General features: G+C 67.2%; 25 protein-coding genes. 8 read left to right on the top strand and 17 right to left on the bottom strand.

Annotated features, from left to right (window positions below):
- Window positions 1-14: 14 nt before the first annotated feature.
- From G6N55_RS17080 to G6N55_RS17160, 17 genes are all read right to left on the bottom strand, one after another.
- Window positions 15-557 (bottom strand): HD domain-containing protein, encoded by a 543-nt coding sequence (locus tag G6N55_RS17080; RefSeq protein WP_139826839.1) that lies wholly within the window; start codon window positions 555-557, stop codon window positions 15-17.
- Window positions 554-1,762 carry an alpha-D-ribose 1-methylphosphonate 5-triphosphate diphosphatase gene (locus G6N55_RS17085; RefSeq protein WP_085222189.1) on the bottom strand — a complete coding sequence of 403 codons (1,209 nt, stop codon included), beginning with the start codon at window positions 1,760-1,762 and terminating at the stop codon, window positions 554-556. The genes G6N55_RS17080 and G6N55_RS17085 overlap by 4 nt, the downstream gene beginning before the upstream one ends.
- Window positions 1,759-2,490: an ATP-binding cassette domain-containing protein gene (locus G6N55_RS17090; protein ID WP_085222958.1), complete on the bottom strand. Its 732-nt coding sequence runs from the start codon at window positions 2,488-2,490 to the stop codon at window positions 1,759-1,761. Before G6N55_RS17090 ends, G6N55_RS17085 begins: the two co-directional genes overlap by 4 nt.
- Before the next feature lie 5 nt (window positions 2,491-2,495).
- The gene (locus G6N55_RS17095) at window positions 2,496-4,325 is read right to left on the bottom strand and encodes an alpha-D-ribose 1-methylphosphonate 5-phosphate C-P-lyase PhnJ (RefSeq protein ID WP_085222188.1); all 1,830 of its coding nucleotides are present in this window, start codon (window positions 4,323-4,325) and stop codon (window positions 2,496-2,498) included.
- Window positions 4,322-5,434, bottom strand: coding sequence for a carbon-phosphorus lyase complex subunit PhnI (locus G6N55_RS17100; protein ID WP_085222187.1), 1,113 nt, complete (start codon window positions 5,432-5,434; stop codon window positions 4,322-4,324). The genes G6N55_RS17095 and G6N55_RS17100 overlap by 4 nt, the downstream gene beginning before the upstream one ends.
- Window positions 5,434-6,000 carry a phosphonate C-P lyase system protein PhnH gene (gene phnH / locus G6N55_RS17105; RefSeq protein WP_163667374.1) on the bottom strand — a complete coding sequence of 189 codons (567 nt, stop codon included), beginning with the start codon at window positions 5,998-6,000 and terminating at the stop codon, window positions 5,434-5,436. Before phnH ends, G6N55_RS17100 begins: the two co-directional genes overlap by 1 nt.
- Window positions 5,997-6,431, bottom strand: coding sequence for a phosphonate C-P lyase system protein PhnG (locus G6N55_RS17110; RefSeq protein ID WP_085222186.1), 435 nt, complete (start codon window positions 6,429-6,431; stop codon window positions 5,997-5,999). Before G6N55_RS17110 ends, phnH begins: the two co-directional genes overlap by 4 nt.
- Complete coding sequence (locus G6N55_RS17115; protein ID WP_139826838.1) at window positions 6,424-7,164, bottom strand: GntR family transcriptional regulator; 741 nt, start codon at window positions 7,162-7,164, stop codon at window positions 6,424-6,426. Before G6N55_RS17115 ends, G6N55_RS17110 begins: the two co-directional genes overlap by 8 nt.
- Window positions 7,165-7,261: 97 nt before the next feature.
- Complete coding sequence (gene phnE / locus G6N55_RS17120; RefSeq protein WP_085222184.1) at window positions 7,262-8,896, bottom strand: phosphonate ABC transporter, permease protein PhnE; 1,635 nt, start codon at window positions 8,894-8,896, stop codon at window positions 7,262-7,264.
- Between the two features lie 7 nt (window positions 8,897-8,903).
- Entirely contained in the window at window positions 8,904-9,692 is a 789-nt protein-coding gene (gene phnC, locus G6N55_RS17125; protein WP_085222183.1) for a phosphonate ABC transporter ATP-binding protein, read from the bottom strand.
- Window positions 9,689-10,639 (bottom strand): phosphate/phosphite/phosphonate ABC transporter substrate-binding protein, encoded by a 951-nt coding sequence (locus G6N55_RS17130; RefSeq protein WP_085222182.1) that lies wholly within the window; start codon window positions 10,637-10,639, stop codon window positions 9,689-9,691. Before G6N55_RS17130 ends, phnC begins: the two co-directional genes overlap by 4 nt.
- Window positions 10,640-10,833: 194 nt before the next feature.
- Window positions 10,834-11,724 carry a LysR family transcriptional regulator gene (locus tag G6N55_RS17135; RefSeq protein ID WP_085222181.1) on the bottom strand — a complete coding sequence of 297 codons (891 nt, stop codon included), beginning with the start codon at window positions 11,722-11,724 and terminating at the stop codon, window positions 10,834-10,836.
- Window positions 11,725-11,804: 80 nt separating this feature from the next.
- Window positions 11,805-11,948, bottom strand: a complete 144-nt coding sequence (locus tag G6N55_RS17140; RefSeq protein WP_163667377.1) for a hypothetical protein — start codon at window positions 11,946-11,948, stop codon at window positions 11,805-11,807.
- A 789-nt stretch (window positions 11,949-12,737) separates the two neighbouring features.
- The gene (locus G6N55_RS17145) at window positions 12,738-13,379 is read right to left on the bottom strand and encodes a DJ-1/PfpI family protein (protein ID WP_085222180.1); all 642 of its coding nucleotides are present in this window, start codon (window positions 13,377-13,379) and stop codon (window positions 12,738-12,740) included.
- A complete protein-coding gene (locus G6N55_RS17150; RefSeq protein WP_085222179.1) occupies window positions 13,376-15,028 on the bottom strand; it encodes a glycosyltransferase family 87 protein in 1,653 nt (550 codons plus the stop codon). Before G6N55_RS17150 ends, G6N55_RS17145 begins: the two co-directional genes overlap by 4 nt.
- On the bottom strand, window positions 15,025-17,586 hold the full coding sequence (locus G6N55_RS17155) for a transglycosylase domain-containing protein (protein WP_372517587.1): 2,562 nt from the start codon (window positions 17,584-17,586) through the stop codon (window positions 15,025-15,027). Before G6N55_RS17155 ends, G6N55_RS17150 begins: the two co-directional genes overlap by 4 nt.
- Window positions 17,579-18,004, bottom strand: a complete 426-nt coding sequence (locus G6N55_RS17160; protein WP_085222177.1) for a DUF5318 domain-containing protein — start codon at window positions 18,002-18,004, stop codon at window positions 17,579-17,581. Before G6N55_RS17160 ends, G6N55_RS17155 begins: the two co-directional genes overlap by 8 nt.
- 100 nt (window positions 18,005-18,104) lie before the next feature.
- Between G6N55_RS17160 and G6N55_RS17165 the strand changes: the two genes are divergently transcribed.
- The 8 genes from G6N55_RS17165 to G6N55_RS17200 all read left to right on the top strand — a co-directional run bounded on the left by G6N55_RS17165 (window position 18,105) and on the right by G6N55_RS17200 (window position 26,341).
- Window positions 18,105-18,980 (top strand): DUF1707 SHOCT-like domain-containing protein, encoded by an 876-nt coding sequence (locus G6N55_RS17165; RefSeq protein WP_085222176.1) that lies wholly within the window; start codon window positions 18,105-18,107, stop codon window positions 18,978-18,980.
- Between the two features lie 174 nt (window positions 18,981-19,154).
- Window positions 19,155-19,697: a PadR family transcriptional regulator gene (locus G6N55_RS17170; RefSeq protein ID WP_085222175.1), complete on the top strand. Its 543-nt coding sequence runs from the start codon at window positions 19,155-19,157 to the stop codon at window positions 19,695-19,697.
- Between the two features lie 49 nt (window positions 19,698-19,746).
- The gene (locus G6N55_RS17175) at window positions 19,747-20,856 is read left to right on the top strand and encodes an inositol-3-phosphate synthase (protein WP_085222174.1); all 1,110 of its coding nucleotides are present in this window, start codon (window positions 19,747-19,749) and stop codon (window positions 20,854-20,856) included.
- A 246-nt stretch (window positions 20,857-21,102) separates the two neighbouring features.
- Entirely contained in the window at window positions 21,103-22,230 is a 1,128-nt protein-coding gene (locus tag G6N55_RS17180) for an LLM class flavin-dependent oxidoreductase (RefSeq protein ID WP_085222173.1), read from the top strand.
- Window positions 22,227-23,396, top strand: coding sequence for a sulfotransferase family protein (locus G6N55_RS17185; protein WP_085222172.1), 1,170 nt, complete (start codon window positions 22,227-22,229; stop codon window positions 23,394-23,396). Before G6N55_RS17180 ends, G6N55_RS17185 begins: the two co-directional genes overlap by 4 nt.
- A gap of 4 nt (window positions 23,397-23,400) precedes the next feature.
- A complete protein-coding gene (locus tag G6N55_RS17190; RefSeq protein ID WP_085222171.1) occupies window positions 23,401-24,201 on the top strand; it encodes a sugar phosphate isomerase/epimerase family protein in 801 nt (266 codons plus the stop codon).
- 2 nt (window positions 24,202-24,203) lie between these two features.
- Window positions 24,204-25,412 (top strand): DUF1214 domain-containing protein, encoded by a 1,209-nt coding sequence (locus tag G6N55_RS17195; RefSeq protein ID WP_085222170.1) that lies wholly within the window; start codon window positions 24,204-24,206, stop codon window positions 25,410-25,412.
- A gap of 11 nt (window positions 25,413-25,423) precedes the next feature.
- The gene (locus G6N55_RS17200; protein ID WP_085222956.1) at window positions 25,424-26,341 is read left to right on the top strand and encodes an alpha/beta fold hydrolase; all 918 of its coding nucleotides are present in this window, start codon (window positions 25,424-25,426) and stop codon (window positions 26,339-26,341) included.
- Window positions 26,342-26,362: the final 21 nt, after the last annotated feature.

Below are 26,362 nucleotides of genomic sequence, written 5' to 3' on the forward strand. Positions count from 1 at the left end.
AGCCCCCTACCCGCCTATTGCCGAGCTCGTTCGGCCAGCCGGTCGTAGGCGTCGAGCACCTCGGCGATAGTGATCACCGGGCCGTGCGGATCCTTCGCGTCGTCGTCCCACCGCCGCACCATGACCCCCTCTTCGGCGACGGGAATCGCACGGAACGCGGCGACCTCTTCGTCGCTCATCCCGCCGCCCTGCACTTTGAGCGAGGCGACCGAAGCGAGGCTGAGATGAGCGTAATACCCGGGGTCCGTGGCGACCAGGTAGCGCTTGGCCGGCACGTGCGCAGCGATGATCCGGGCGACGCGCTCACCGAGGTGTGCGCGCGCGAACTCGGCGCCGCACAGCTCGTGCGGAAGATCCGGCCATTGGGCAGCCACCGCACCGGCCCGGCCGATGTCGTGCAACGTCGCCGCGACCAGAAGCTCGTCGTCGGCGCCGGCCTGTTTCGCATGCCACCCGGTCTGCAGTGCATGCGCCCGCTGGTCCACCACCTCGCCGCCATAGGGCAGTCCGGCCAGTCCGTCGATGAGCATGCCCAACGATTCACGGGACAGGGTCATCGCGTGTCCTCGCGTGACCGGCTCGCCAGCACCGCATGCACGACCGGCCAGTGCCCGGGCGCGACGAGCGCCAGATCCGCCCGCAGGCCGGGCAGCAGCCGGCCACGGTCGGCCAGCCCCGCGGCATCCGCCGGACCCGACGTCACCAATGCGACGGCGGCGGCCAGGCCGATCCGGGCGTCGTCGACAAGGGTGAACGCCGCGGCCAGCAGGCTCGGCGGCAGGTAATCCGACGCGATCGAGGTCACCAAACCACGCTCGATCAGGTCACGGCCGGACGCGTTGCCGTTGTGGGAGCGGCCGCGCAGCACGTTCGGCGCGCCCATCACCACCGGCAGCCCCCGGTCACGCGCCGCCTGCGCGGCCGCCAGCGTGGTCGGGAATTCGGCGACCGCGCCACCTCGCGCCACCAACTCGTCCACCTCGGCTTCCGACACCGGGTCATGGCCGATCAGGCGGATCCGCCCGGCCCGCGCATGTTCGCCGAGCCAGCTCATCGCGTCCTCACGGATCCCGAGGCGCCCGCTGCGCTCGACGATAAGGTCGTCGACATGGCGCACCGCTTCGTCGGCGGTCATCCCGCGCGCACCAATCATGTAGCGCTCGTAATACGCACGGTCGGTGTACTGCCCCTGCCCGGGGGTGTGGTCCTCGTGCGAAACCAACGGGACGCCCACCGGCTTGGCGAGCCGTTCCTTAAGCGCCGCAAGCCCTTCCGCGCTGCGGACATCAAGCCGGTACAGGATCCGGTGATCCACCAGGCCCTCGGTCCGCGCTTCGACGGTCTCGCAGAGCAGTACCGCGCCCTCGATGGTGCGCGGCATGCCGCGGCCTATGCTCCGTTCGAACGCGGCGCCGTGAAACACCGTCGTCACCCCGGCCGCCCGTAGCTTGCCCTCGAACGACAACAGCGCGAACTCCATCGGTAGCTCGGCACCTGGCCGCGGCAACCGCTCGCTCTCCAGCCCGTCGCTGTGGGTGTCCACCAGACCCGGAATGCACAGCAGACCTTGACCGTCGACGTCGGCCGACAGCCCGGGCCGGTGTGGTTCGACCGCCGCGATGACGCCGTCGCGGACGGCCACCAACGCGTCGTCGATGACGCCGTCGGGCAACACCGCGCGGACGTGGCCGAGCACGTAGTCCGCCGGCGGCGTCGCCAACGGCCAGTGCCGCACCGTCCGTTCGAACACCTCGATCGTCATGCCACTCCTTCGAAAATCTCGGTCACCGCACCGTCTTTCGCGATGCGACCGTCGTGCATCAACACCACCCGAGATGCCAACCGCCGCATGGCATCCACATCGTGATAGACCCCGAGCACCGCGACGTCCCGGGTCGCCAGCGCCGCGATCAGTTCCAGCGCCGCTTCGCGATTGGCGGGGTCGAGCGCCGACACCGGTTCGTCGAGCAGCAGCAGCCGCGGCGGGCGTACCGTGCCGGCGGCCAGGTTCACCCGCTGACGCTCGCCGCCCGAGAGCACCGAGCAGTCCACATCCCACAGCACTTCGTCGAGGTTGAGCCGCCGCAACGCGTCCGCGGCCGCCTCACGCGCCTCGGCGCGGTCGACACCGCGGCGACGGGCGCTGGCGGCCACGAACGCCAACGGGCTGGTCCGCGGCGGAGCATTCAAAAACTGTGCCACGTAGCCGAATTCGCGACCGCGCAGCCTTGCCATTGCTCGGTCCGACAGTTTGGTCAGCTCGACCTCTTCGTTCGTGCGCAGCAGCACCGAGCCCGAGTCCGGCAGATAGGTGCGATGGACGCAACGAAGCAGCGAGGATTTACCGGCTCCGCTCGGGCCGGCCAGCGCGATATGCTCGCCGGCGTGCACGTCGAGGTCGACCCCGCGCAGTGAGTGCACGACGCGCCCGTCGATAGTGTGCAGCGTGAACGATTTGTGCAACGCCCGCACAGTCAGCACCGCTGCCATCGCGATCACCTCCTGGCCGCGGCGACGAGCCGCTGTGTGTAGGGCTGATGCGGGTCGCAGAACAGCTGATCGGTCAGGCCTCGCTCGATAACCCTGCCCAGCTGCATGACGACGGCGCGATCGGTCAGCGCCTCGATCACCGAGAAGTCATGGCTGACAACGACTGCCGCGACGTTGCGCTCTAACAGCAGACCGCGCAGCAGGTCCAGCACGCCGGCGGCCACCGACGCGTCCAGCCCGGTGGTCGGCTCGTCCAGCAGCAGCACCGGCGGTTCGGTCGCCAAGGCCTTGGCGATCTGCACACGTTGCCGCATGCCGCCGGAGAACGTCCCCACCGGGTCGTCCATCCGTGCTAGCGGAACCTCAACTCGCTCAAGGAGTTCGGCAGCACGGTTACGGATGTCGTGGTAGCCGCGCCAGCCCGCGGCGGTGAGCCGCTCGGCAATGTTGCCGCCGGCGCTGATCCGCAGGTCGAGGCCGTCGGCGGGGTTCTGGTGGACGGCTGCGATCGCATCGACGCGCAGCCGCCGACGGGTGGTGTCGGGCAACAGCAGCAGGTCGGTGGCGCCGTCGTCGACCGTCGCTAGATATACCGAACCCGTTGTGGCTCTTTCGCTTCCGATGACACATGCCAGCACGGTCGACTTGCCCGATCCCGATTCGCCGATCACACCCAGCGCCTCACCGGGTGCGACGTCGAACGACACATCCCAGGCCGCCACGACCGCACCGGTGTTCGGGCTGATCGCGGTGCCGTGTTCGGGCCCGGTGCCCTCGACCGCGTACACGCCGCCGGTGCCGTGCACCTTGCCGATCGAATCGACCCGCAGCATCCATTCGCGGCTACCTACCGGCATCTCGTGGCGAGCCGCCGTGCGTGGGCGGGTCGCCGGCCGGTTCGCCGCAGCGGCCCCGGCACGCCGCCGTGGGTCGGGCAGCAGGTGCAGTGGCGCCCGCTTGCGATGCGCCGCGCGGTCGGTGTCGCCGGCGCGCACCCGGGCACACCACTCGGTATCGCTGCACACGAAACCGCCTGCGGGCCCGGCCTCAACGAGAAACACGTCATCGCTGCCGCACAGTTTGCACACCGCGCCGTCCGCGTACTCCACCTCGAACGGCACGTCGTCGAATGTCACTGGGACGACGTCGGTGTGGGGCGGGACCGCGTAGATCCGTTTCTCCCGCCCGGCGCCGAACAGGTTGACGTGCTCGCAATGATGCAGCCGCGGCACGTCCCAGCGCGGAATCGGTGTGGTAGCCATGACGTAGCGCCCGGCGACCAATACCGGGTAACCCGTCGTGCGGGTGATCATGCCGTTGCGGACGATGTCTTCGTACAACCCGACCCACATTGCCGCATAATCGTTTTCGGCATGCATGCGGGCGCACTCGGCAACCGACTTCTCGACCTTGCGCAGCGGCTCGGGCACCGGCACCTGATACACCAACAGGTCGCCCGCCGAGAGCGCCTCTTCCGGGATGCGGTGGCGGGTCTGGACCACGGTCGACTCACGGGTGTCGGCCGACTCCGCGCATCCGGTGGTGGCCGCGATCATCCGGCGCAAGTTGGTGGCGTTGACGCCGCCGTCGTCGCCCTGGTCGATGACCTTCACGGTGTCACCGACGCCGATCACTGCCAACGTCACCTGCAGACCACCGGAACCCCAGCCGCGTGCCACCGGCATCTCTCGCGATCCGAACGGCACTTGGTAGCCCGGCACACACACCGCTGTCAGTGCGGCGCGGCGGATTTCGCGTTTGCCGATTTCGTCCAGGATTTCCGGCGGCGTGTCCTGTTCGGCAAGCTCGGCAAGCAGCGCGGCGGTGGTGGTCATTCGCAATCCCTCCCGGCGGGCTCGGGAACACGCACGGCGCGGCCCTCCCCGGCCGCCTGCAGCGCCTGTTTGCGTTCCACCATGGAGCGGAATGTCACGTAGTGCGGCAGCTTGAGATGCTCCAGGAATCCGCCGGAGTCCAGCCCATCGGTGGTCAGTAGCAGCAGCTGTTCGAGCGGACCGGAGCGGCCGAACCGGCGGTTGGCGACGTCCAGGTTCGCCATCGCGATGGCCTTACGTTCGTTGTGCCCGAAGCACATTCCGTACCCGACGTCGAATCTGCTGCGATCCTCCTCGGCGCCGTCGAGATCCTCGATGGCCTCGGCCTCGGTGACCCGGAACTCACCGATCGTCACCGGCTCACCGAGATGTGGATGCTTGACCTCCAACGGCAATCGCCCGTGCCGCACCTCACCGAGCGTGACCTCATGAATGTCGCCGTCGGGGCCGAGGATCGACCGGTACCACAGCCCCAACAGCGCGCCGGTGTCCGCGCGGGCCATCGTCGCCAGCGCCGCCGATCGCGGTGCCGGCGGCTGCGGCGGAATCCGGGTGATGTCAAAGGGTTCCGGGTCGTCGGCGGTGCGGTGGTCGACGACCAGGCCGGCCTCGCGCAGCAGGTCGAGGAAGCGTCGGGGACTGCGCTGCTGCGCGGTGCGCGGCGGCGTCGGGCCCCCATGCTGATCGTCGGCCGGCGCCGCGGGAGCTGTGTCCGGCTTGTCCAGCAGCCTGCGGGTGTAGTCGGTGGTGCGGCCCAGCAGTTGCGGCCCGTCCGGTTCCCGGAAGGCCGGCACGATGCGTCGCATGATGGTCATCCGGTTCGGGTCGATCGGCTCGCTGATCGCCAGACGCGGCAAGGTGGAGCGGTACGCGCGCAACAGGTGCGCGGCTTCCAGCGAATCACCTTCGGCCTGGCGCAGCGCGGCCGCCGCGGCGGCTTCGTCGAACAGACCTGCTTCCCCCATCACCCGGTCGACCGCCAGCCGGAAACGCGCGACGATCTGCTCTGAGCTCGCCCACGGAACCGGCGCGAAATCGCGGGCCCGTCGCACCAGATCCTCGGCGGCGAGAATGGCGTCCAACCCGCCGCGCGCCCCGGAATACCCCATCAGTTCTCCTCGGTGATCGTCGTGGTCCGGGGCAGGCCGACGATGCGTCCGTCGTCGGTCACCAGCAGGACGTCGATGCCGCCCGGGTATGCGGCGACCACCCCGGCGCGAGCGGCCACGAACCCGACCGTCATGCCTTGCGGCGCAATGGTTGTGGTATCACGCACACCCGGCCCCGTCAGCGTCCACCGCCGGGGTCCACCCTCCACATCGCGCACGGCGAACGACACCAGCGCGGCGTCCTGCGGTGCCTCGGCCGAACCGCGGGTGAAGCCGCGGACCTCGTCGGCGCTGACCGGTCTGACCGCGGCCACCAAACGCGCCATCTCGGCCGGCCAGATGGGGGCGGCCGTCGCGGTGGCGATCTTGTCGGCCCAATGCTCACCGGGGCGCTCCAGAACGCATACCCCGGTCGTCGAGTCGGCCAGGGCCATGATCGGAGTGATGGCGGGCGCCAGCAGCCGCAACGGTTCGCTGGGCAGTGGCATGGGTGTGCCCGGCCGGGCCAGCGCCTCGAGCACTGCCCGGAAGATCTGCTGCGAGTCCGCCGGCCGCAGCGCGGTCACATCAACTCCTCGAATTCGACGATGGTGGGGGCGAGTTCGGACCACTCGCGGTCCTGGCGCTCGGCTTGTCGCGCGGCGACCGTGTCGCACAGCCGGTCGACTTCGGCGGCGCGCAGCCGACCGGCTTCGACCTCGGCGTCGAGCACGGCGGCGGCCAGGACAGCCGCCCGGTCGTCGCCGAGCCGCATCGCCCAGCCGCGGTGGCCGGCCAGTTCGACCTCGGCGCGACAGGCCAGCACGTCGCCGAGCAGAAACCGTTCGCCGGCAACCGGCTCACGAATCTGGGTCGACACGAAACCGACCTCGGGGGCAACGAGCACCCGCACGTCGACGCCGTCGGCCAGACAGGCATCGGCCAACACCCGCAGCTCCTCCGTCTCGGCCTGGGCGAGCAACCCGCAGCGCCGGGCGCGATTCAAGGAATCACTCACCGGGTTCTCCCGGTGTGGTGCCCATGTCTTCGAGTTCGACCACCACCCGCACCGCGTCGGCCCGCGTCCACGCGCTGCTGCTCAGCAGCACACGACCGTTTTCGGCGTCACGGCTGATGCTCTCGATCCGCCACACCGGGTCACTGGCCTCGATGCCCAGGCACCGCAGCACACCGCGGGGCGGGATGTCCAGGCTCGCCCGGCACCACGCCCGCACCGGCCGCAAGCCGCCGAGCTGGCACAGCACGATGTTCACCGACTCCACGCTCTGCAGCGCGATGTCCAGGTTCGGTGCGGCCTCGATCGGGACCAGCTCCTGAGTGACCGACGCCAGCAGGTCGTCGATGAAGAAGTGCCGCACGATCCGGTACATCGGGGTGCCCGCCGGCCAGCCGAGCTGATCCGACTCCTCGGCGGCAAGCGCGATCCGCTGCACCTCCTTGGTCTGCGAGCGCGGAGTGGCGCCGCTTGCGATCACCGTGGCATGCCAGGACGGCGGCCTGTTGCGGGAGATCACGTAGTCGATGCGCCGATTGACGAAGGTGCCCGCCCCCTGGATCCGGCGGACCAAGAGTCGGCGCTCGAGTTCCTGCAGAGCCGACCGGGCCGCGGCGCGGCCGACACCGAACCGACTGGCGAGTTCGGGCTCGCTGGCCACCCGGGTACCGGGCGCGCATGCGGCCAGCTCACCGGCCAGCTGGTCGGCGATGTCCATATACCTCGCTGGTGTCACGCCATCACACTCGTCGGCCAGGTTGTCCGGACAACTTCACCGTGGTCAACGCCGACGCCACTGCAGGTGAACATCCCGAACAGTTGTTCGTTAACTTTCAGCTCACCTCGTGGCGCAGCCATACTGCCAGCGCCTCCACCGCCAGCACGGTGACGAACACCATCAGCAAGATCGTTGTCACCAAATCGAATTCGAGCACCTGCGCACCGCTGAGCAGGTCGAAGCCGATACCACCGGCGCCCACGATGCCGAGCAGGGTAGCTGCCCGGATGTTCACGTCGAGCTGATAGAGCACGTGCGCGATAAAGCTCGGCGCGGCCTGCGGCAGTGTTCCGGTGAAAAACACCTGCCCGCGCCCGGCGCCGGTTGCGTGGATGGCCCGCTGTGGACCCGGATCGACTTCTTCCAGCGAGTCCGCGACCAGTTTGCCCAACAACCCGATGCTGCCCACGCTGAGCGCGAGCGTGCCCGCCACCGCACCGAGCCCCGTGATCACCACGAATACCACCGCCAGTACCAATTCCGGAATGCCGCGGATCAGCACCACGAAGATCCGGAACATCTGCGCGACACGCGGATTCGGGGCGACATTGCGCGCGGCCAGGCAGCCGATGGGTAACGCCAGCGCGGCGCCGATCAAGGTCGCACCCAGTGCGATTTTCACCGTCAGCCACAGGTCTGACCACAGCTGCCCGAAGATGCCCGCGGTTCCGGGCGGCCAGAACAGTCCGGCATTCTTGGCGATCCCCCGCAATGAATTCACGAAATGGATCGGGTCCAGGTCCGCACCCCATGCCGATGTCAACACCACCAGCACGGTCAATACTGCATACCCGGCGCGCCGCATCCGCGCAGCCGTCCACGGCGGGCTGATCTGACCGCCGGTGTGCAGCGGCGGACTGTGCGTCGACTGCCCGCCGGTCTCGCGTAGCAAAGCCCGCCTAATCGACCCGGACAGCGACTCGACCAGGACGCACAGCGCGAGAACCACGGCGGCCAAAGCCATCCCGCGCCGATAGTCCAGTTGCTTGAATGCGGTGGCGATCGCATACCCCAGGCCGTTCACGCCGACGAAACCGAGCAGCACCGAAATTCGCAGATTGATGTCGATGCGGTGCAGTGCGGTCGCCACGAATGCCGGCATCACTTGTGGGAGCACACCGGCGGTCAGCTCCTGCCCCGCGCCGGCCCCGCTCGCGCGAATCGCCGCGCGGGGCCCCTCGTCGACGTGCTCGATCGCGTCGGCGTACAGCTTGGCGACCATGCCCGTCGAGTGCAAACCCATCGCCAGCACGCCGGTCATCGCGCCGAGTCCGAAGATCCGGAAGAACACGATGGCCATCACAACGTCCGGGACGGAACGAAGCATCACGATCAGGGCGCGGGCGCCCAACCGGGCCCCAGTGCCCGGTGTGGTGTTGGCCGCGGCCAGGATCGCCAACGGAATGCTGAGGATCACGGATAACACCGTTGCGGAAATGACGATCGCCAGCGTCTGTCCCGACAGCCGTAGCAGCTCCCCGGCGGGCGGAAAGTCCAGCGGCAGCGTGCGTCCCGCGAAACCCACCGCGTTGCGGGCGCCGTCGATGAACGTTGCGGCATTGATTCGCAGATCGGCAACGGCCCAGCAACCCACCACCACCAGGGCGCCGATGACCGACCAGGCCGCCGTGCTCCCTACCCGCGGTGCCGCCAGCGTGCGCGGCGCGGGTGGGACTGTCTCAGTGGTCACGCACGGGTCACGCGGGAGCGCCGGCGACTAGCAAAGGGTCACCATTTACGTTGGCGTACAGCGACATCGCGTCGTCGTGGTCGAGTCCGGCCACCGGCCGGTCGAGAACCACCCGCCCGTCGCGCAACCCGATCACCCGGTCGCCCCAGTTCAGTGCCAGCGTCACCTGATGCAGACTGCACAGCACCGTGAGCCGCTGCTCGGTGCTGATCTCCCGGATCAGCTGCATCACCTGGGCCGCCGATTCCGGGTCCAGCGAGGCGACCGGCTCGTCGGCGAGCAAGATCTCCGGCCGCTGCATCAGCGCCCGGGCCACCGCAACCCGCTGCTGCTGGCCGCCGGAGAGGGTGTCCGCACGTTGAAAAGCGCGTTCCAGCAAGCCAACCCGATCCAGGTGGCCGAGCGCCTCGCGGCGCACGCTGCGCGGGTAGCTGAACAGTCCGAGGCGGGGCCAGGACAGCCGGCCCAGCGCGCCGGTGCACACATTCTCCAGCACGCTGAGGCTGCCGACGAGGTGGAAGTGCTGGAACACGAAGCCGACCCGGCGCCGCAGGCGGCGAAGATCACCGGCCGTCGCGCGGCCCACGTCCGTGCCCAGTACGGTGACCGCGCCGGCGGTCGGCCGCTGCAGGCCGTCGACGTGGTGCAGCAGCGTAGATTTGCCCGAGCCGGACAGCCCCAGCAGGACGGCGATCTCACCGGGTGCGACCGAAAACGAAATGTTGTCGAGTGCGCGGATCTCGGGTCCGAAACTCTTTGTCACGCCCTCAAATCGGACGGCTACCTCTGCGATCATGACTGCCCCGCGCACTGCTTGGCGTGCGTGGTACGGCACACGTTGCGGACGCTGTCGTAGAACGCGTTGTCAACCGTCGCATAGCCCCAGCCGTTGGCTTCACCGAGATGAGCGCACGCCGGAGTACAGATGCCGTTGGCGTTCATGTAGTCGACATTGGCGTTGGGGAACGCGCCGATGATCTTTGCCTTCAGGTCGGGCGCGAGGTCATCGCTGATCCCGATCGGCGAGCCGGGAATCAGGTCCGACTTCCACACCACGGTCAGCTGGCCCGGCTTGAGCTGCCCCTTGCTCGGCAGGGTCGTGTCGATCATGCTTTCCTGCGCGAACCCGGCGTCACACTGGCCGTTGAGCACCGACAGGGCCGACGCGTCATGGCCGCCGGAAATCACTTGGGTCACATCCTTGTTCGGGTCGATACCAGCATTGATCAACGCCGCCGACGGGTAGAGGAAGCCCGAGGTCGAATTCGGGTCGACAAAGCAGATTTTCTTTCCGCGAAAATCGGCGATGCTGTTGATGCCCGTGCCGGGCCGGGTGATGCCGTAGGAGTGATAACCGGGCGGGGTGCCTTTGGCGACCGTCTCGGCTGCGATGGGGGTGACCTTGACACCGCTGTTCTGGGCGGTGATGAGCGAGAACGGACCGTACTGGACGAAGTCGGCCTTGTCGGCGCGCTGAGCCTCGATGGCCGACGAGTAGCTGGTGGCGCTTTGGAACCGGATCTGCTTGCCGGTTGCCTTCTGCAGCAACGTCATTAGGGGCTGGTAGGCCTGTTGCATGCTCTGCGCGTTCTCCGACGGGATGGCGGCGAAGACCAGCTCGTTGGGGTTGCGGCCGCCGGGCCCGCTACCGGACGTGGCGCTGGCGCCACACGCGGTCAGCAACACCGTCATCACTATCGCTATCGCGGCCGAGCCGAAAGGGCGTCGGGGGCGAGCTAACATCCGGGTTCTCCTTTTCGCCAGAAAGCGGCAGAGCAGATGCCCAGATGGTTCTGTGGGACGGTGCTGTCGAGGGGACCGGATGGTTACCAGAGGGCGAACTCCGGTAGTGGAGTCGCGTCACTCGACCGCACGAGCGCCAATGTCGGGTTATCGGCCAACTGGTCTTCGCTCGTCTGTATTCGGGACGCCCGGCCCTACGTTGGACCGCCCCAGATTGGCAGACCTCGGGAGTGGATGTCCGCGACAAATTGCCGCACCAATGTGTCGGATGGCGCGGGGACGATGGCGACGACGTCGCGCTTCACCGTCGGCCTCAGCCGGCGGACCGTACCGGCCGGGCGCGCTGACAACGCCGAGACTGGCACGATCGTGATCCCCATACCCGCAGCCGCCAGCTGGGCCGCGGTGCGTGGGCTACGGGTACGCAGCACCGGGCTGAGCACGACCTGATGCTGGGCGGCTAACTCATCCACCCAGATCGCTAGCCCGTTGGCTGGGTCGTAGTGAACGAAGGGTTCAGCCGCGAGCGCGTCGAATGGCACCGAGGCCAGCCCCGCGAACGAGTGCCCGGCCGCGGCCACCACGACGACGTCTTCCTTGCCGAAGACCTCGACGTGCGCGTCGGTGCGGCTGGGTCGTGGACCGATGGCAAGGTCGCTGCGTCCGCTTTCAATCACCTCGATCATGGCATCGGCGCTGGTGAATTCCGACAAATTGAGCTGAACGTCCGGACGTCTGGATCGCCACCGGCGCAGCACGGGAAGCAGCAGCCAAGTGGTCATGGTCTCGACGCAGGCAATGCGTATGCAGCCCGCACCCGCGCGTCCGACGCGTCGTCCCAGATCGACTGCCTGATCTGCGGCACGCAGAGCCACGCGGGCCTCTTTGGCGGTCGCGCGTCCGGCGGCGGTGACTCGAACACCCCGCCATAATCGTTCTACTACAGCTGCGCCTATCTCTTTTTCCAGGGAGGAGATTTGGTGTGAGAGCGCCGGCTGCGACATGTGCAGCGACGCGGCCGCAGCGCTCACCGAGCCGTGATCGACCAGGCCGACCAGGCATTCTAGCGTTCGTAATGTTGTCAGTTATGGAATGTATCTTCATGCGCTGAGCCATCCAATTTACGAATGCTACGCCGATGGCATAGCTAGCCGTGATCTTTGGCCTACACGGCTTTGTTGAGTTCAATCTTGAGCGTCGAAAGTGGCGCCGCCCCAGCGATATTGACGCTGCCAGGACGTGTCAGCAGCGTACGCATGGTGGAGGGGTAGGTCTGGTCGAACGCGCCTGCACGGTCCTGTCCGCTCAACGAGGCGCTTCCCTGCGCCTAGTAAGGCGACGTCCCAGTACAGCCCCACTTGCACACGCTCCTGGCAAGTATCTTGCCAGGTTGCTCCCGAGCAACCAGCCAATTCAAGTCAGCGAAGACCTCACGCGCCAATGGCAGGGTCGCTTTGGTCGGCGATTCGGGCTATGCGGTGTCGTTGATGGCCGGGATGGGTGCATCCCTGGGTATCGCAGGCGCCGATATATTGGCTGAAATGCTTTGTGCTGCAGTCCCATTCGAGCGAGCCTTTGCGGAATATGAACGCGCGCTTCGTCCGGTCGTGCTGAAGAAGCAGAGGCGCGTCCGGTGCGCGTTGGCTGGTACCGAGGTCGCGCTCCGGTCTATGGGCGCGTCGAGCCGTGCTCGGTGTTGCGCGAGTTCCGGTCATCGACCGCTGCGTGGGGGCGGTAATGGCTGGCAAGACGGAGCCGCTTATCGCCCAGATCAGCCCGTGAGCACACCGATCATCAAGCACGCAAAAAAGGAGCTACTTATGTCGGGACAAGATCGCTTGATTCGATTCATGGTGAGTCAGCCCGGAAAGGCGTTGGAAGTAAACGCGGTTCGCTGGCTTGGGTATTCACCGATGTCCCATATTTACGCGAGGCTGGGTGCGATCCCATACAACCATCCCCTGTTATTGACGACCACTGGGCGCAAAAGTGGACGGCAGAGCTCTGTTGTCTTGCCCTGGTTGGAGATCGACGGCAACGCTGTTGTCGGCCGCGTCAGCGCGCCCCGAAAGATCGGTGCCCGATCCCAACCGGGCATCTACCCGCGCAGCTGCGTGTATTCCCTCGCCCGGGCCCGCGTCGACTCGTCGGCCTTGGCGAGCGCGCCGGAGTCGAAAGGCGGCTGCGGGTCGTATTCGATCAGCAACTGTGCGGCCTGCGCGGCCTCGCGGTCGACGAGAAGCTCGGTCAGCCGCAGCGCCATGTCGATGCCGCTGGACACCCCCGCTGCGGTGATGATGTGCTGCGGCAGGTGCTCGACGACCCGGTCGGGGACGTAGCGCGCGCCCAACTCGTTGAGCAGATCGGCGGCGCGCCAATGCGTGGTCGCGGTGAGCCCGTCGAGCAATCCCGCGGCGGCCAGCAGCAGCGCGCCCGTGCATACCGAGGTGGTGAAGGTGGTGGTCGGGTGTACCGCCCTCAGCCAGTCGCGGATCGGTTCGTCGTGAATCAGCTTGCGGGTTCCGATGCCTCCGGGCACCACCACCACGTCGGGCGCACTGATTTCGTCGAAGCTGGCGTCGCAGGCCACGCCGAGCATGCCGTTCTCCGTGCGCACCTCGCCGCGTTGGTGCCCGACGAACGTCACGTCGATCGACGGAATGCGTTGCAGCACTTCGTAGGGCCCGACGGCGTCGAGTGCGGTGAAGCGCGAAAACAACGGGATTGCGACCAGAGTCATGTTTGTCCTTGAGTGCCAGCCATTTCGGTGTCGAGCAAAGGCTCGGATGCGACCGCTCGTCGCGCCCGGGCGGGACGCAGCCGGTCCGGCAACCAACCGGGCGGGGCGTCGGGGGCGCGGTCGAACGGTCCCCCGGCCGGATCGTCCACGCGACCGTTCCAGCGCACCAGATCTTCGTCGGGCCGGTAGATCTGACGAATCACCAACGCGCACAACGCCGCGACGGCGATGTCGCGCAGCAATACCGTCGTGGTGAAAAACTGCTCCGGCAGCGAGCGATTCGGGTTGCCGTACAGGTAGTACATCCGCGGCACCCACACCAGCGCGTCGATCGTCATCCACGTCAGCAAGACCCGTCGCTGCGGCAACGCCAGCACCGCAAGCGGCACCAACCACAACGAGAACTGCGGGCTCCACACTTTGTTGGTCAACAGGAATGCGGCGACGACGAGAAACAACAGCTGCGGCACCCGCGGCCGCTGCGGGGCGGTGAGCGCGATGTAAGTGATTGCCGCACAGCACACTATGAACGACACCGCGACCACCGCGTTGAGCACCGTGGGCGGCTCCCAGAAACCCAGCTTCGGATCGAAACCCCGCCATCCGGTGAAAGACTTCACCACGTTGTACAGCGAGTCCATGTCGTCGCCGCGCCGGGTGTTGAGCCGGAAGAACTCCGACCAGCCCCGCGGATACTTCACCAGCACCGGCAGATTGACCAGCAGCCAGGTCACCGCGACGACGCCGGCGGTGCGCGCCAGCGCACGGTAGCGCCCGGTTCGGATGGCCAGCACCAGCATTGGTCCCAGGAATAACAGTGGATACATCTTGGCGGCCGCGCCCAATCCGATCAGCACACCGGCGAGCACCGGTTTGCGTCGCGCCCAGGCCAGTAGCCCGGCCATCGCGAATCCCGTTGCCAGCGCATCGAAATTGGTGAATATCTGAAAGATCAGCAGCGGCGAGGCGGCGACCAGCGCCGCGTCCCAGATGCGCCGGCCGGACAGACCCGAGGTGGCCCACACGGTCGCCAGCCAGGCCAGTGCCAGCCCGAACGCGGCGATGTCGAAGAACACCACCACTTCGGCGATCACCGGAAGGGGTGCCAGCTTGCTCAGCGCGGTGTAGGTCTTGGCCAACGCCATCGACGCGTACTGGTAGAGCCCGGTCAGTACCGGATATTCCATGTAGCGCACCGCGGGCTTGCCGTCGTAACTGGTTTGCGGCGCACCGGTGGAGTCGGTTTCGATCCAGCTGGACTTGTACGGAAACATGCCCTTGTTCAACAACTCCGCGCCGTACAGCGGCACCGTGTCCGAATAGCACAACTCGTAGTAGGCGCGCTGGTTGTCCCAGTTGGCGACGCGCTGATCCCCGGCTCCCGTACCGCTGCTCTGCAGGCACGCCGCCTTAGTCGACCAGCCCAGTGCCAGGAAGACCAGGGCGATCACGAACATCACCCGCAGCGGCGTCATCAGCCGGGCGCGGCCGATCAGCGCGTGCCGGCCCACCGGCCCGCCGATCGCGTCGGCGAATGCGGCACCCAAAGAGTCTGTGCGGCTGGGGCAATCGCGGTTGTCCGCGCTCCGCAGATCCTCGGCCAGCGGCCGCGGGGAAATGGTGGCGCTCTCCTGCTGAGCGCCGGTCACGGCGGCGGTTGTCCGAATGGCGGGGCGGCCGGTTCCGGCGGCGGTGCCTGTCCCGGTGGCGGGGGCGGCGCCCCCGTGATCGTCGTCGGCGGGCCCACCGGGATCGTGATGCCCGGAGCCACCTCGATCGTGGGCTGGATGACGGTCACTTGCGGCGGAGGCGGCGGAGGCGGCGCGGGTACCCCCGCATAGCCACCGATCTCGGTCGGCTTGGGGAAGGTCTCGTTGGGGGTGCCCTTCAGCGCACCGTCCATCGTCGACTTCCAGATATCCGACGGCAGCCCCGAACCGTAAACCTCTGCACCCGAAGCGGTTACCAGCGGCACATTGTCCGCAACGGTTCCCACCCACACCGCCGTCGACAGGGACGGGGTGTATCCGACCATCCACGCGTCCTTGTTGGCCTGGGTGTCGCCCAGCTGCACCGTGCCCGTCTTGGCCGCCGAGGCCCGGCCGCCCGATAGGGCGTGGCCCCGCGAATAGGCGGCGATCGGTTGCATGGCGGCGGTGGTGTTGTCGGCGACCGCCTTGTCGATGCGTTGGTCGGCGCCCTTGTCCGAGTTGCCGGCGTCGAAAAGCACCTGGCCCTCGGCGTTGACGACCTTTTGCACCAGGTGCGGCGGGTGGTATACACCGGAAGCGGCCAGGGTGGCATATGCGGAGGCCATGTCGACCGGCCGAGTTTGGTACTGGCCCAGCACAATTCCGTTGTTGGGCGGTCCGCCCTTGCCGTCCTCGGACAGGGTGTGCGCGACGCCGGGGAAACTCTTGGCGACGCCGGCCGCGAATGCGGCGTCGGCGACGGCCTGCGGTCCGTTCTTGAGTTTGAGCATCAGCCGGTAGTAGGCCGTGTTCAGCGACATCTTGAGCGCCTCGGCGATATTGCAGGTGCCGCAATTTTCGCCGTCGACGTTGGTGATCTTGATGCCGTCGACGGTGAGCGGCGAGCTGTCGACCTGGTAGCCCAACCCGATGCCCTGCTGCAGGGCGGCCACCAACGCGAACACCTTGAACGACGATCCGGTCTGCAGCCCGGCCTGCGCGAAGTCGAAGCCGTTGGCATCCGAGCCACCGTAGTAGGCGCGGATGGCGCCGGTGTGCGGGTCGATGGACACCACGGCCGAGCGCATGTCGGGGTCTTGTCCGTCAAGGTATTTCGAGACGGCCTTCTCCGCGGCCTGCTGGGCCTTCGGGTCGATCGTGGTGGTGACCTGCAGGCCCTGAGTGTTCAGGGTCTGCTCGTCGATGTTGAACAGCTCCATCAGCTCTTTGGTGACCTGACGTTCGATCAGGCCATTGGGGCCGGTGGTCTGGTTCTGCGCACGGGCCTGATCGGGTGGCACGGTTTGTGGAAACTGCTGTGCCGCACGATCGCTCGCCGACAGGGCCTTGGTTTCCACCATGCCGTCCAGCACCCAGTTCCACCGGGCCTCGGCACCCTTGGGATCCACGGCCGGGTCCAGCGAGGAGGGCCGGCGAATCAGCGCCGCCAACAGCGCGCCCTCGGAAACGGTCAGCTGGTCGGTGGGCTTGTCGAAGTAGGCCTTGGACGCCGCTGAGATCCCGTAGGCGCCGCGCCCGAAGTAAATGATGTTCAGGTAGGCCTGCAGCACTTCGTCTTTGGACCACTCCCCCGACATCTTGGTGGCGATGACGAGTTCCTTGGCCTTACGCAGCAGGCCGGCGAACCCGTGCTGCGCGGAGCCGACGAGCGCGTTTTTCACGTATTGCTGCGTGATCGTCGACCCGCCCTGCAGATCGCCGTTGCCGAACAGGTTGTTCTCCACCGCCCGTGCGAAGCCGGTGAAGTCGAACCCGGGGTTCGAATAAAAGTTGCGGTCTTCGGCCGCGATGACGGCCTGACGAACGTGCACCGGCACTTGGTTGATGTTGATGTCGACCCGGTTGCCTTCGGGTGGAACGATTTTCGCGATCTCCGAGCCGTCGGTGGCCAGGATGGTCGAGACCTGGTTGGTGCGGATATTGCCCGGCTTGGGAATGTCGACGATGAAGTACGCCATCGCGAAGGTGACGATCGGCAACAGCACCAGGACCGCCGCGGACAGGTAGGCCGCGCGCCGCACCCACCGCCAGTTGATCTGCTCGACCCAATTCGGCCCAGCAGCCCGGTGGTTCGGCGCATCGGGTCCGCCGGTCCCGCCGGGCCGTCGCGGTGGAGGTGGCGGCGGCGGGCCTTCGGGTGGGCGACCCGAGAGCGGGCGGTCGCGCCGCGGCGGGGCGGACGACCGTCCGTCGAGCGCGGCCTTCACCTCCTCGATCGCGTCGCGGGGCGCGGGCCTCGATCCGGGACCGTCCAGGGCGGCCCTGACCTCGTCGATGGGGTCGGACCGCCGAGTAGACCGCTCGTCGACGACCGGAGGCAGGATCGTCGTCTGCCGGTCGTCGGGCGGAACGCGGCGACGGGTCCCGCCGTCGGCACGCTGCGCCGGGCGATCGGAATCGTCCGGACGTTCGGCGTGGGGTTCCTTGCTCATACGCTCAGTCGCGGACCCGCTCGGGTCATCGGGCGACTGATCGTGGCGCCCTTCGTTATTCAATGGCCGTGCGGGCGCCGTTGCGTGCCGTCCGCGGGCCGCGGGTTCCCTTGGGCGGGCGTTCCGCGCCGAGCACATACGACTTGACTAGGTGATTCCAGCTGCAGGTTCGGCACACCTCGACCACGTGAACCGAGAACTCGGTGAACTTCATCGCCAGCAGGATCAGCTCCTCTGCGGTGCGGGCCGAACCCGATACCGCGCCCAGGTGATCGCCGAACACCCACGACACGAGCGTGAGCTGTTCCTTTCGGCAGATCGGGCACATCACCTGGCTGGTTTTGCCGTGAAATTTTGCGGCGCGCAGCAAATAGGGGTTCGCATCGCAGACCTCGGTCACGCCCGTGCGGCCCGAGTAGACCTCGGCCAGCAGCGAGCGACGCCGAAGCGCGTAATCCACCACTTGTCGCTGCAGTCGCACGTTGACCAGAGTACGTCTCCCTCGGCACCGCCGATACGCAACCGAGGCTGTCGGCACCGCCGCGCCGCGGTAACAACGGGTGACTTCTACGATCATCCCCATGGCGAAATGGCTGGGCGCACCACTCGGCGGCGGAGTGACCACCGCGACGCGCGCCAAGGACACCGACCGGCAAGAGACCTGTGCGGTGCTGGACAACGCGTTCGCCGACGGCGAGCTGTCCGGCGAGGAACACCGCGAGCGCGTCAGCAGGGCCACCAATGCCGTGACGCTGGGCGACCTCAAGCTACTGGTGTCGGATCTGCAGGGCAGCACCCCGACGCGGCTGCGTGCGGCAAAGTCGAAGGCGGCGCCGGCGGTTCGCGCGCGAGGCATCGCGATCGCCGCCCTAGTGGTGTCGGTTTTGTTCGGCATGGGCCTCGGCTGGGGGCTGTACGGGAACACCAGCTCACCGCTGGACTTCACCAGCGACCCGGGCGCCAAGCCGGACGGCGTCGCGGCCGTGGTGCTGACTCCGCCCAAGCAACTGCATTCGTTGGGCGGACTCACCGGGTTGCTCGAGCAGGCCCGGAAGAAATTCGGCGACACCATCGGTTACCGGCTGCTCGTCTACCCCACCTATGCCAGCTTCTATCGCCCGGACCCCGCCGACGACCGCCGGGTGCTGGACTACGACTACCGCGGCGGCTGGGACGACCCGACCGCCTCCCCCAAGACCGATGCCAAGTCCGTCGCGGCCGACCTGGGCAAGTTCGACGTCAAGGCGGCGGTCGGCGTGTTGCGCGGAGCCCCCGAGACGCTGGGCATCAAGCCGTCCGAGGTCAAGTCGACGTACCTGATCATCGAGCCCGCCAAGGACCCGACCGCCCCCGGAACGCTGACCCTGTCGGTGTACGTGTCCGGGGAGTACGGCAGCGGTTCGATCGATTTCGCCGGTGACGGCACTCCCAAGCGGGTGAACTACCCGTCCAGCTGAATCGGCACCCGGGCTTCGAGCGCGCGCTCACGGCTTTGAGTGTGCACCCAGGGCGCGATTTCAGCTGTTTGCCCGCATGCCAACACCAGGTAGTGTTGTGGCAAATATATCGAGGCGATACTATTGCGCGACGCGTCGGTCGGACGTAACCAGCTATGCAAAGGAGGTGACTCGATGCTGGAGCTTGCCATCCTCGGACTCCTGATCGAATCGCCGATGCATGGCTATGAGCTGCGCAAGCGGCTGACCGGACTGCTCGGCGCGTTCCGTGCGTTTTCGTACGGTTCGCTCTATCCGGCGCTGCGCCGTATGCAGGCGGACGGGTTGATCGCGGAGAACGCCGCGCCGGCCGGTACTCCTGTCCGGCGGGCCCGGCGGGTGTACGAGCTGACCGACAAGGGTCGTCAGCGATTCGGTGAGTTGGTGGCCGACACCGGGCCGCACAACTACACCGACGACGGCTTCGGGGTGCACCTGGCGTTCTTCAACCGCACCCCCGCGGAAGCCCGGATGCGGATCCTCGAGGGTCGCCGCCGTCAGGTCGAGGAACGCCGCGAAGGTCTGCGTGAAGCCGTCGCACGGGCGAGCAACTCGCTCGATCGCTACACGCGTCAGCTCCACCAACTCGGCCTCGAGTCCAGCGAGCGCGAGGTCAAGTGGCTCAACGAGCTCATCGCCGCCGAGCGCGCGGCACCCGGGCTGACCGAGCCGACATAGCCACCCAAGGCATTCGAGACATAGGTAATTGAGGTTAGGAGAACGCCCTATGAGTCAGCACAAGCCGTTCCGGGCGCCAGACGCCCAGGCGTCCGAGGTACGTGTCGCCATTGTCGGCGTCGGTAACTGCGCGTCCTCGCTGGTTCAGGGCGTGCAGTACTACTGCGACGCCGACGAGAACAGCACCGTTCCCGGCCTGATGCACGTGAAGTTCGGCCAGTACCACGTCCGCGACGTGAAGTTCGTGGCGGCGTTCGACGTGGACGCCAAGAAGGTCGGCTTCGACCTCTCGGAGGCGATCTTCGCGTCGGAGAACAACACGATCAAGATCGCCGACGTGCCGCCCACCAATGTGACGGTGCAGCGCGGCCCGACACTCGACGGCATCGGCAAGTACTACGCCGAGACCATCGAGATCTCCGACACCGAGGCCGTCGACGTGGTCCAGGTGCTCAAGGAGAACAACGTCGACGTGCTGGTGTCCTACCTGCCGGTGGGCTCCGAGGAGGCCGACAAGTTCTACGCGCAGTGCGCGATCGACGCCGGTGTGGCGTTCGTCAACGCGCTGCCGGTGTTCATCGCCTCCGACCCGGTCTGGGCCAAGAAGTTCACCGACGCCGGTGTCCCGATCGTCGGTGACGACATCAAGAGCCAGGTCGGCGCCACCATCACGCACCGCGTGATGGCCAAGCTGTTCGAGGACCGCGGTGTGCAGTTGGACCGCACCATGCAGCTCAACGTCGGCGGCAACATGGACTTCCTCAACATGCTCGAGCGTGAGCGGCTGGAGTCCAAGAAGATCTCCAAGACGCAGGCCGTGACCTCCAACCTGCAGCGCGAGTTCAAGACCAAGGACGTGCACATCGGCCCGTCCGATCACGTGGGCTGGCTCGACGACCGCAAGTGGGCCTACGTGCGGCTGGAAGGCCGGGCGTTCGGTGACGTGCCGCTGAACCTGGAGTACAAGCTCGAGGTGTGGGACTCGCCGAACTCGGCGGGCGTCATCATCGACGCGGTGCGGGCGGCCAAGATCGCCAAGGACCGTGGCATCGGCGGACCCGTCGTGCCGGCGTCGGCCTACCTGATGAAGAGCCCGCCGAAGCAGCTGCCGGACGACATCGCCCGCGCGCAGCTCGAAGAGTTCATCATCGAGGGTTAGTTCGAACGAGCGCGCCGCCGCGCGGCGTGCTGCCGAACCGGATGCACCGGGCAGTTCGCACACTCTTTTTTTGTGTCGGGTGTGCGCGCGACTTCGGGGCGTGCGCTGACGGCTGAAATACCCCGGCGTTTCGCACCCTGGCCGCACACTCAAGCCCGGGACTGCACACTCGATGACACGCGTGCTGTGCAGTCGCTTAGCATTACGCGGAGTACCCCTCCACCGACGAGTCAGGCCCAGTCACGGATGAAAGTCCAGCCCGCCGCGTTCCTGCGCACGACACTGCCCCTCGACATGTCCCGCCTCGCCGAGCTCGACGGCGGGCGCTACCACTCGATCTGGCTGCCGGATCACATGGTCAGCTTTTGGCCGGACTCGATCTGGACGCCCGAATTCACCGACCTCGCCACCGTGTCACCGTCGCCGCATCGCCATCTCGACGGCCTGTCGGTAGCGGCCGCCGCCGCCGTGCTGACCGAACGGGTTCCACTGGTGAGCGCGGTCGTCGACACCGTGCGACGCCACCCGTCGCTGCTCGCCCAGACCGCGCTGACCATCGACCATCTCGCCAAGGGACGATTCATTCTCGGCCTGGGCAGTGGCGAGAGCGAGAACACGCTGCCGTACGGCTTCGACTTCTCGCGACCGGTCAGCCGTTTCGAGGAGGCGCTGACCGTGATCCGGCTGCTCTGGGAGAGCGACCGCCCGGTCGACTTCGAGGGGCACTTCTACACGCTGCACCACGCGCGCTTGGACGCCGAGCCTTATCAAGGACGGTTCCCGCAGATCTGGATCGGCGCCAGCGGCCCGCGCATGCTCGATATCGCCGGCCGCCACGCCGACGGATGGTGGCCCGCGGGGGCCTGGACCCCCGAGCACTACGCCGAGATGCTTTCGGCGGTAAGGGCATCCGCCGAGCGCGCGGGCCGCGATCCGCGGGCGATCACGCCGGGCTTCATGCAGGTGTGTCTGATCGGCGCGAGCGAGGACGCGCTGGCCGAGATCCTGCGGGCGCCGCTGGTCAAGGCGTTCCTGCTGCAGGTTTCGGCAGAGACATTGCGGGGCTTCGGGTTTGAACACCCGATGGGCCCGGCTTGGCGCGGGTTCCAGGACATCGACCCCGCGGTGCTCACCCGCGACCGGATCCTGGCGTTCCTGGACAACGTCGAGCCCGAGATGCTGCTTGCGGTCGTGCCGCACGGCACACCCCGAGACGTTGCGAAGATCATCAAAACCTATGTCGATGCCGGGTTGCGGGTACCCAAGATCCTCGACTACGGCGCCATGGCCGGCCTGGCCTACGCGGCGACTTCAGCTACGAATGTCCTTGCGGCAGAGGACGAACTGATGCAGCTGTGCGGAGATCTTTCGTGACCGCTCAACTGGATGCCGCCGAGTTGCTGCGCCGGGCGCAGGCCGAAACCGGGTTGCACGACTACGGCGACCCCACGTTGCCGGAGCGGCTCGCCGTCGCCGCAGACCATCTGAACAACCTCGGCATGGACGCCGACGGCACCCGTGAAGCGGCGCGGGTGTGCCACTGGTTGCTGACATCACGGCTGGAATTCATCGAGGACCGCAATCGCTACCCGATCGGTGACGAAGTGATCGAGGCGCCGATGTTCGTGACCGGCGAACCCCGTTCGGGGACAACGCTGATGCACGCACTGATGTCCGTCGATCCGCGCGCGCGGGCGCTGCGTTTCTGGGAGGTGATGTACCCGTCACCGCCGCCGGGGTTGGCCGCGCCGGACGACTCCCGCCGCGACCGGGCCGATGCGGACTGGCGCGAGATCAACGCGAAGATGCCCAAATGGCTGCACAGCCACCCCTACAACGACATGTTGGGCGACGGCTTGCCCGAGGACGAACGCACCTGGGCGTTCGACTTCCGGGTGATGACACCGACGGCGTGGTGGCGGGTGCCGATGCAGTCACTAGTCGGCGGCCTGGCCACCGATCCGGCCGCGCAGTACCGGCTGCACAAGGCGATGCTGCAACAGCTGCAGTACAAACGTCCGCGAAAATACTGGGTGCTGAAGGGTTTTCACGGCTTCCGGCTGCAGGAGATGTTCGCGGCCTACCCCGACGCCACCCTGGTGTGGCTGCACCGGGACCCGGTGCAGGTCGCGGCGTCGCGCACCATGATGATGGCCGATATCGCCGAGGGCATGGTCGGTCCGGTCGACCTGCACGCGCTGGCGAAAGTGCATCTGGAGTTGACCCGCGCCGGTGTCGCCAACACGATGAGCAACCCCATGGTCGACGATCCGCGCATCCTGCACGTCCGCTATACCGATTTCATCGCCGATCAGGTGGAAACCGTGCGGCGCTATTACCGGTTCAGCGGCCGGGAGGTCACCCCCGAAGCCGAATCCGCGATGCGCGACTATCTGGCCAACAATCGCGGCGACCGCTACGGCAAGTTCCGCTACTCCACGCAGCTGTTGGTGGACATCGGCGAAAACCTCGACGATTTGCACGCGGAATTCCGGCCCTTCCGCGAGCGATTCGGCGTCGCGATCGAAAACCGGGGCTGACGAGATGCCGTCCCACCAGCGCCTGTCCGTGCACAACGTCACGTTCTACGGTGCCGCGTTGGCCGAGCTGGAGACGCACTGGGCAACGCTGGGCGTATCCCGGTTGAGCATCCTGGACAGCCAGATGCTCGATTCAGATTTTCCAAAGCTGTTGCAGCACAGTGCTTATACCGTGGAGGCGGTCTATCACCTGTTCGCCGGCGGCCGGCTGACCGCTGACCCGCAAGCCGCGCGGGATGCGCTGCTGCCGGTGATCGACGCCGCGGCCGGAGTCGGGGCGCGGATGGTCTACCTGCTCACCGGCGGCCGGGACACCCTCACCTGGAACCAGGCCGCCGACCGGTTCGCCGCGATGATCGCCCCCTGCGTCGCGCACGCCCGGCAGGCCGGCGTCGCGTTGGCCGTCGAGAATGCCTCCAGCCTGTACGCCGACCTGCACATCGCCCATACCCTGCGCGACACCGTTACGCTGGCCGAGATGAGCGGGCTCGGCGTCTGCATCGACGTGTTCCACTGCTGGGCGGAAGGCGATTTCGAGGCGATGGTGCGGCGGGCCCTGCCGAGAACCGAGCTCATCCAGCTCAGCGACTACGTACTCGGCGATCGCGCGCTGCCCGGCCGGGCGGTTCCCGGCGACGGCACGATTCCGATCGAAGGATTCGTCGCCAACGCGCTGGCGAACGGCTACCCGCATGGGTTCGACCTGGAACTGATCGGGCCCCGAATCGAGCAGGAGGGTCGTCTGGAATCCGCCCGGCGCGCCTGCGCGGTCGTTGGGTCGATGCTGGACAGATTGGGTGCGTGACAATGGCTTTCGGCGATGGTGCGGACGACGCGGAGCTGCGCTCGGCGTGGACCGGGTTCTGCGCGCGGCTGCAACGCGCGGGCGACCAGGTCTTCAAAGACGCCAACGCCGCGTCGGGCGCGCAGCGGGTGGACGCGTTCCGCTTCCTGACCCAGAACCTGGGCCAGGCCTTCGATCTGTCGCTCGAGACCCGCGACACCGGCTACCCCGTACTGCACACGTTCTGCGGCCCGACCCGCAAGCTCGGCGGGGATTGCGGGGACTTCACCTACCAGCAGGTCTGGATCGACGGGCAATCCACCTACCGGCTGTGCGGAAATCGTGGCACCGCAAGGTTTTTCAACGTCACCGTGCAGGGTGCGCGGGTTCCCGGGCCCGGCGTGCTGCACGAGCCGTTCGGTGACACACCGGAGGCCAACCTGTTCGGCCGTCAACTCGGCGTCGGCGACGACGGCGAATTCGAGATCTACATCGGCGGCACGGAGCGCGGCCCCAACTGGCTGCCGACCACCGAACAATCGCGAAAGCTGTTCATCCGCCAGGGATTCGACCGCTGGGACGAGCTGCCGGCGCAAATGCGGATCGAGCGCATCGACATGTCCGAGCCCAAACCGCTGCCCAGCCCCGCGATCATGGTCGAGGCGATGCAATGGGCCGGCGATTTCGTCACCGGCCTGATGTCGGACTGGCCTGAGTTTCCGTTCAGCTACGGCGGCGTCGACGCCGCGCACCCCAACACGTTTGCGCGCGTCGGCACGACCGACGCGGACAGCAAGCGCGGCCGCGCCGCCGCCAACATGTACTGGGAGCTGGCACCCGACGAAGCGCTGATCGTCGAATTCGACGCCCACGCCGGGCTGTGGATGTTCACCAACATGGGTGTCTTCTTCAACAGCATGGACTACCTCTACCGCCCGGTGAGCTACACGCCGAGCCGCACCAAAACCGACGGCGACGGCCGCATCCGGCTGGTCATGGCGCATCGTGATCCGAATGTCCACAACTGGCTGGACACCCAGGGCTTCGAGCGCGGGAACCTGACCTACCGCCACATGCTCGACGGCGAACCCGCCGTGCTGGACACTCGAGTCGTCAAACACGACGACATCGCGCGCGTGCTCCCGCCGGACACCGTCATGGTCAGCGCCGCCGAGCGCAGCGCCGCGATGTGGGAGCGATTCCGCGGCATTCGCCGCCGTTATGTCCTCTAGTGTCAAAGATCGTGACCGAGATCTCCGAAGACGAACTGGCCGGGCTGTCCGAATTCTCGCTACTGTCCGAGAACGCCGAGCAGGCCGGTGTCGCGGGTCCGCTGCCCGACGTGGAGCGGATCGAGGTTGATACACCGAACGGCAAAGTCAGCACGCTGCGCTGGGGCGGCGGCACTCCCCCACGGGTCGTCTTTCTGCACGGTGGCGGGCAGAACGCCCACACCTGGGACACCGTCATCGTCGGCCTCGGTGTTCCGGCACTTGCCGTGGACCTGCCCGGCCATGGCCATTCCGGCTGGCGCGAAGACGGCGACTACTCCCCGCAGCACAATGCCGACGCCGTCGCGCCGGTGCTGCGCGACTTCGCACCCAATGCCGATCTCGTGGTTGGCATGTCGCTGGGCGGGCTGACCGGAATCCGGGTCGGCGCGATCGCACCGGAACTGGTCCGCGAACTCGTCCTCGTCGACGTCACCCCGTCGGCGTTGCATCGCTACGCCGAGATGACCACCGAGCAACAGGGCACCGTCGCGCTGGTGCAGGGCGAACGTGAGTTCCCCAGCTTCCAGGCCATGCTCGACGCGACCGTCGCCGCGGCACCGCACCGCGAAGTCAAGGCACTGCGCCGGGGCGTGTTCCACAATTCGCGCCGGCTCGAGAACGGCAACTGGGCATGGCGCTACGACAGCATCCGCAAAGTCCCCGACTTCGGTGATTTGTGGAATGACGTCGACGCGTTGACCGCACCCGTCACCCTGGTGCGCGGCGGTTCGTCGCCGTTCGTCACCGACGAGGATGCGGCCGAACTCACCAAGCGCGCAACGCATTTCCGGCAGGCATACGTCGTCGAGAACTCGGGGCATTCGGTGCAAAGCGATCAGCCCCGCGCGCTGATCGAGCTGTTGACCGGGGTGCTGGGCGCACGCTGAGAGTCTGAGGCTCCTACGGTG

Source organism: Mycobacterium florentinum (assembly GCF_010730355.1).
Taxonomy (GTDB): Bacteria; Actinomycetota; Actinomycetes; order Mycobacteriales; family Mycobacteriaceae; genus Mycobacterium; species Mycobacterium florentinum.

What these genes read in the sequence shown, in the direction of transcription:
- G6N55_RS17100 (WP_085222187.1), bottom strand. Translation starts at nt 5,434, where the DNA reads ATGGGGTATTCCGGGGCGCGCGGCGGGTTGGACGCCATTCTCGCCGCC.
- G6N55_RS17130 (WP_085222182.1), bottom strand. Translation starts at nt 10,639, where the DNA reads ATGTTAGCTCGCCCCCGACGCCCTTTCGGCTCGGCCGCGATAGCGATA.
- G6N55_RS17165 (WP_085222176.1), top strand. Translation starts at nt 18,105, where the DNA reads ATGGCGAAATGGCTGGGCGCACCACTCGGCGGCGGAGTGACCACCGCG.
- G6N55_RS17085 (WP_085222189.1), bottom strand. Translation starts at nt 1,762, where the DNA reads ATGACGATCGAGGTGTTCGAACGGACGGTGCGGCACTGGCCGTTGGCG.
- G6N55_RS17095 (WP_085222188.1), bottom strand. Translation starts at nt 4,325, where the DNA reads ATGACCACCACCGCCGCGCTGCTTGCCGAGCTTGCCGAACAGGACACG.
- G6N55_RS17090 (WP_085222958.1), bottom strand. Translation starts at nt 2,490, where the DNA reads ATGGCAGCGGTGCTGACTGTGCGGGCGTTGCACAAATCGTTCACGCTG.
- G6N55_RS17080 (WP_139826839.1), bottom strand. Translation starts at nt 557, where the DNA reads ATGACCCTGTCCCGTGAATCGTTGGGCATGCTCATCGACGGACTGGCC.
- G6N55_RS17180 (WP_085222173.1), top strand. Translation starts at nt 21,103, where the DNA reads ATGAAAGTCCAGCCCGCCGCGTTCCTGCGCACGACACTGCCCCTCGAC.
- G6N55_RS17170 (WP_085222175.1), top strand. Translation starts at nt 19,155, where the DNA reads ATGCTGGAGCTTGCCATCCTCGGACTCCTGATCGAATCGCCGATGCAT.
- G6N55_RS17145 (WP_085222180.1), bottom strand. Translation starts at nt 13,379, where the DNA reads ATGACTCTGGTCGCAATCCCGTTGTTTTCGCGCTTCACCGCACTCGAC.
- G6N55_RS17175 (WP_085222174.1), top strand. Translation starts at nt 19,747, where the DNA reads ATGAGTCAGCACAAGCCGTTCCGGGCGCCAGACGCCCAGGCGTCCGAG.
- G6N55_RS17195 (WP_085222170.1), top strand. Translation starts at nt 24,204, where the DNA reads ATGGCTTTCGGCGATGGTGCGGACGACGCGGAGCTGCGCTCGGCGTGG.
- G6N55_RS17190 (WP_085222171.1), top strand. Translation starts at nt 23,401, where the DNA reads ATGCCGTCCCACCAGCGCCTGTCCGTGCACAACGTCACGTTCTACGGT.
- phnC (WP_085222183.1), bottom strand. Translation starts at nt 9,692, where the DNA reads ATGATCGCAGAGGTAGCCGTCCGATTTGAGGGCGTGACAAAGAGTTTC.